Here is a 2273-nt window from a genome sequence, read left to right on the forward strand (position 1 = left end):
GTGCTGGACTGCCTGATCTGGGCGGTGATCGCCCTGATCGTCCAGGTCATCGTGTTCTTTCTCGTGAAGGTCCCGGTGCCGAACCTGTCGGCGCGGATTGCCGACGGCGAGCTCGCCCCGGCGATCTGGCTCGGGCTGTCCTCGCTCGCAGCCGGTCTCCTCAACGCCGCCTGCATGATCTACTGACATGGCCGACAAACCCTCCAGGGAGTTCGGCAAGCGCCGGCCGGTGCAGCCGACACCACGGGCGCCGGCGAAGCGCTCCGGCCATGTCGCCCTCCTGGTGATGGGCACGCTCGCGGTCGGGACCACCGCCTACACGCTGATGCCGCGGCAGACCTGCGAGCCCTCTCCTCCCGGGACGGATCCAGCGGTGCAGACGAGCACCGCGTGCAGCAGCAGCAGAAGCAGTTCCTCGGGCGGCAGCGGCGGCTCGGGCTCATCGTCGCGATCGAGCTTCTTCAGCAGCGATTCCTCCAGCCATTCCTCGTCGGGAACGTCGTCCGATTCCGGCCACAGCAGCGTGAGCCGCGGCGGCTTCGGCTCGTTTGGCCATGGCTTCTCGGGCGGGGGCTGATCCATGCGGCGCATCACCTGCCTCGAGCGTGCCGACTGGCGAGAGACCGCGGCGCAATGCGGCTTCGTCTTCCACACCAACGGCGGCGAGCGCTATTGGGACGAGCGCGCCTATTACGCCTTCACCCTCGACGAGATCGAGCGCGGCATCGAGACGCCGACCGGCGAGATCGACGCGATGTGCCTGGAGCTTGCCGGCCGCGTCATCGGCGACGAGCGCCATCTGCAGCGCTTGAAGGTCCCTCAGGCGTTCTGGGATCTGATCAGAGCGAGCTGGCAGCGCGACGACCGCAGCCTCTACGGCCGGCTCGATCTGAAATTCGACGGCCATGGTCCGGCGAAATTGCTCGAATACAACGCGGACACGCCGACCTCGATCTTCGAGGCCGCCGTGTTCCAATGGACCTGGCTCGAGCAGGCGATCGAACGCCGCATCATCCCGGTGCGCGCCGACCAGTTCAACTCCATCCACGAGCGGCTGATCGAAGCCTGGAAAGAGATTGCCGCAGGCCGTCATGTCCATCTCACCGGCACCACCGGCAACGAGGAGGACGCGGGCACGCTGGCCTATCTCGAGGACACCGCGCGCCAGGCGGGGCTATCGACCACGCTGCTCGACATTGAAGCGATCGGCTGGCGCGACGAGGCGGGCGGCTTCGTCGATCTCGATAACAGCGACATCGCACTCGCCTTCAAGCTCTATCCCTGGGAATGGATGTTTCACGACGCCTTCGGCGCAAAGCTTGACGGCGCGCCGACGCGCTGGATCGAGCCGCCATGGAAGGCAGTGCTCTCCAACAAGGGCATCCTGCCGCTGCTCTGGGAGATGTTTCCGAACCATCCCAATCTGCTGCCCGCCTTCTTCGAGGACGATCCGCGCGCCGCCGAGCTCGGCAGCTCCTATGTGCGCAAGCCGCTGCTGTCGCGCGAAGGCGCCAACGTCACGCTGGTGTCCGGCGGAATGCCGCTCGACGAGCATGCGGGTCCTTATGGTGCAGAAGGCTTCGTGCGGCAGGCGCTCTCGCCACTGCCGAACTTCTCGGGCTTCTATCCGGTGATCGGAAGCTGGCTCGTGAACCACGAACCCTGCGGCCTATCGATCCGCGAAGACGAGAGTGCGATCACCGGTAACGGCTCGCGGTTTCTGCCGCATGCGATTTTGTGAGGCCTCCGTCATTCCGGGGCGCGACAAAGTCGCGAGCCCGGAATCCATAACCACAGGCAGATGAAGGAGGCCGGATTTACCAGCCTGCCCGTTACGATGGCCTGTGGTTATGGATTCCGGCCTCGGCGCTCACGCGCCGCCCCGGAATGACGAGAATGGGCCTCACCTCGCCGCGGCGACCCTCAGCGGCTGCGGCGTCAATCCGCCCATGGGGCGGCCGGAGCGCGCCGGGTTGAGCTGATAGAGACCGCGGCGCTCGGTGACGGGACGGAACGCGTCGGTGATGCCGACGACGGATTCGGCAGCGCCAAGCAGCAGCGTGCCGTCGGCTTCCAATCCCTTCGCCATGCGCTCGAAGATCACCGCCTTGGTGTCCTGGTCGAAATAGATCAGCACGTTGCGGCAGAAGATCACGTCGAACGTGCCGAGATGGGAGAAGTCCTGCAACAGATTGAGCTGGCGGAACTGCACCATCGCGCGAATGTCGGCATTGAGCTGCCAGAGCTCGCCGACTTGCGTGAAGTACTTCATC

The 2273-nt window shown here is 65.5% G+C and carries 4 protein-coding genes; 3 read left to right on the forward strand and 1 reads right to left on the reverse strand.

Going from position 1 to position 2273, the window contains the following annotated elements:
* From AC1D00_RS37365 to AC1D00_RS37375, 3 genes are all read left to right on the forward strand, one after another.
* A partial coding sequence (locus AC1D00_RS37365) for a DUF350 domain-containing protein (protein ID WP_477014120.1) occupies window positions 1-186 on the forward strand: 186 nt, incomplete at its 5' end.
* Window position 187: 1 nt separating this feature from the next.
* Window positions 188-577 (forward strand): hypothetical protein, encoded by a 390-nt coding sequence (locus AC1D00_RS37370; RefSeq protein WP_404558703.1) that lies wholly within the window; start codon window positions 188-190, stop codon window positions 575-577.
* Between the two features lie 3 nt (window positions 578-580).
* Complete coding sequence (locus AC1D00_RS37375; protein ID WP_477014121.1) at window positions 581-1741, forward strand: glutathionylspermidine synthase family protein; 1161 nt, start codon at window positions 581-583, stop codon at window positions 1739-1741.
* Window positions 1742-1903: 162 nt separating this feature from the next.
* Here AC1D00_RS37375 and AC1D00_RS37380 read toward each other — a convergent pair.
* Window positions 1904-2273, reverse strand: a 370-nt coding sequence (locus tag AC1D00_RS37380; RefSeq protein ID WP_477014122.1) for a CheR family methyltransferase, incomplete at its 5' end; no start/stop codon positions are given.

The organism is Bradyrhizobium sp. P2_E8 (assembly GCF_056403875.1).

Coding starts and splice junctions, on each gene's coding strand:
- AC1D00_RS37370 (WP_404558703.1), top strand. CDS start 188: ATGGCCGACAAACCCTCCAGGGAGTTCGGCAAGCGCCGGCCGGTGCAG.
- AC1D00_RS37375 (WP_477014121.1), top strand. CDS start 581: ATGCGGCGCATCACCTGCCTCGAGCGTGCCGACTGGCGAGAGACCGCG.